This is a genomic window from Synechococcales cyanobacterium T60_A2020_003, assembly GCA_015272205.1.
Taxonomy (GTDB): Bacteria; Cyanobacteriota; Cyanobacteriia; order RECH01; family RECH01; genus JACYMB01.
Window position 1 is genome coordinate 1 of the sequence record JACYMB010000098.1, and the last position, 2,511, is coordinate 2,511.

Here is a 2,511-nt window from a genome sequence, read left to right on the forward strand (position 1 = left end):
CTTTGACGGTCGCCATTGTTTGAATCGCAAGGTCACTATAAAGAACTGACGCGCCTGGTTTGCCGCTCAACTCCTCGACCACCCACTGCCCCAGCACAGATTCTTCGATCCAGAAGGTGAGGCTTCCCCTAGCCTTCAATCCAGCGTTATACTCTGACCAGTTGCGGATGCGGTATTGAGGTTTCATGGCAGGTTTTATGTGTGATAACTGAAATTTACCATGCCTCTCCTGCCCGCAACCCCTCTTTCATGCAACAACGCCTTTCGGGGGCAAAATGAGGGTGTGCTCACGTTCACACTGGAGTTTAATGAATCAGAGATCTTTGAATACCTGGACAATCGCGAGATCCGGACTCCCCACGCCGAGGTACGCCAGTTCTACCAAACCCTGCTGCGAGATGCCTTTAACCGTCTCATCAAGACCTCGTTGATCAATGAGATTCTGACCCTCAAAAAGCACGAAGCGGATATCGAATCGATCAAAACCTTTGAGGAAAATTTGCGAAATCTCCTCTTAGTGAGTCCGGCAGGAATGAAACCGACCCTGGCCATTGATCCAGGCATTCGTACCGGATGTAAAGTGACCGCCCTGGATCACACGGGTCAGTTCTTGGAATACCAGGCCATCTTTCCCCACCAAATGGGGGAGACCAAGCGGCAGGACGCGGCGGAAACCCTCATGCGCATGATCGACCAATATCAGATTGAACTGATTGCGATTGGGAATGGGACGGCAAGCCGCGAGACGGATAGTTTTGTGAGTGAAGTCTTGCGGGACATGGATCGAAAGCCGATTAAGGTGATAGTCAGCGAGGCAGGTGCATCGATCTATTCTGCCAGCGAGGTGGCGATCGCCGAATTTCCCGATCTCGATGTAACGGTGCGGGGTGCGATCAGCATTGGGCGGCGGCTCCAAGATCCCCTGGCGGAACTGGTCAAACTCGATCCCAAGTCGATCGGGGTGGGGCAGTATCAGCACGACGTAGACCAGAAATTGTTGAAAAAGAAGCTGGCAGAAACGGTTGAAAGCTGCGTGAATTATGTGGGCGTAGACCTAAACACCGCATCGCGGGAACTGTTGACCTATGTTTCGGGCATCAACGCCGCGATCGCCAACAACATCGTCGCCTACCGGAACGAAAATGGAGCATTTCGCAATCGGCGGCAGTTGCTCAAGGTGGCTAAACTGGGCCCCAAAGCCTTTGAGCAAGCGGCTGGCTTTTTGCGGATTCGGAATGGAGACAATCCCCTCGACAATACGGCTGTTCACCCAGAAAGCTATCCCATCGTAGAGGCGATCGCCTCCGACTTAGGCATTCCCCTGGAGCAAGCCACCCAAGTCGCCGACAAAATTAGCGCCATCGATCTCCAAAACTACGTGACCGAAACCATCGGGCAACCGACCTTGCGGGATATTTTGAAGGAACTGGAAAAACCGGGTCGTGATCCCCGCGACGAGTTTACCTATGCCACCTTCAGTGAAGAGATCCAAGAGCTTAGCGACCTCAAACCGGGGGTGGAGCTAGAAGGGGTCATTACCAACGTTGCGAATTTTGGTGCATTTGTGGATATTGGCCTCCACGACGATGGTCTGATCCATGTTTCCCAAATGGCCGATCGGTTTGTGTCTGATCCCAAAGAGATCGTGAAAGTGGGACAGGTGGTGAAGGTGCGGGTCTTGGAGGTGAATGAGGCACTCAAGCGCATTGCTCTATCAATGCGATCGCCCAATGCCCAACCTCAGCAGAAAACCTCAAAGAAGAAGAAAAAAGGGCGATCGCCCCATAGCAACCGTGAAGACAGTGGAGAATAAGCAATTGATGCACTGTTGACTGGAGTAGACCTGGATCTGAAATCTCTCCTGCTGTAAAACTGGATATGCCTTCACGCTCAATCAGGAGAGGGGAAGGTTTAATTCTTCTGGGTCTACTGGTTTCACAGTTGATACCGGTATCTCATTCACAGTGCAAGGCATATCTGACCAGCAAGAGCGGCAAAAATGGTGAACTTGATGCCCCCGACCATGACGCAATAGCTGACTAGAGCAGCAAAGACAACTCACCATACACATCTCGTTTTTTAAATCGCTGTTTCAATTAATTCTGTGAAAATTCAGGATGGCGCGATAACGCATCGTGCTGAGAACAGCTAGACGGTGTGATGACTTGAACCACCCCTAAAATTTGGAGAGGAAAGCCGTGTACTGTGCTGAGCAGGGGGGGCTAACGAACAGATCCAGCACCATTCGCCATCGGAGCGCTTCATCCGATAGCGTGTCGCAATGACCTCAGTTTCTTGTAATGTACTCAAGCGCTGATAATGCTCCGACACTAAACCGACCTGCCTCAACACCTCGTCTGGTGTTGCCAAGATCTTGTTTGCGGTGGGAAAGTCCTGTTCAGGATATAGAGCCACAAACCACTGGAATATTGTGCCCGCTGCTTTTCCGGATAACTGCTGATCTCGACTTTATCCAATCAGGCGGCATGGCAGAGTAACTCGGTCCAGGTG

At 51.5% G+C, this 2,511-nt stretch carries 3 protein-coding genes; 1 reads left to right on the forward strand and 2 read right to left on the reverse strand.

The window, feature by feature from the left end:
* A partial coding sequence (locus IGR76_04985; protein MBF2077877.1) for a transposase occupies window positions 1-187 on the reverse strand: 187 nt, incomplete at its 3' end.
* Window positions 188-220: 33 nt separating this feature from the next.
* Between IGR76_04985 and IGR76_04990 the strand changes: the two genes are divergently transcribed.
* Window positions 221-1,813, forward strand: a complete 1,593-nt coding sequence (locus IGR76_04990; GenBank protein ID MBF2077878.1) for a helix-hairpin-helix domain-containing protein — start codon at window positions 221-223, stop codon at window positions 1,811-1,813.
* Window positions 1,814-2,148: 335 nt separating this feature from the next.
* On the opposite strand, the gene IGR76_04995 is transcribed toward IGR76_04990, so the two are convergent.
* Window positions 2,149-2,415 carry a hypothetical protein gene (locus IGR76_04995; protein ID MBF2077879.1) on the reverse strand — a complete coding sequence of 89 codons (267 nt, stop codon included), beginning with the start codon at window positions 2,413-2,415 and terminating at the stop codon, window positions 2,149-2,151.
* Window positions 2,416-2,511: the final 96 nt, after the last annotated feature.

What these genes read in the sequence shown, in the direction of transcription:
- IGR76_04990 (MBF2077878.1), top strand. Translation starts at nt 221, where the DNA reads ATGCCTCTCCTGCCCGCAACCCCTCTTTCATGCAACAACGCCTTTCGG.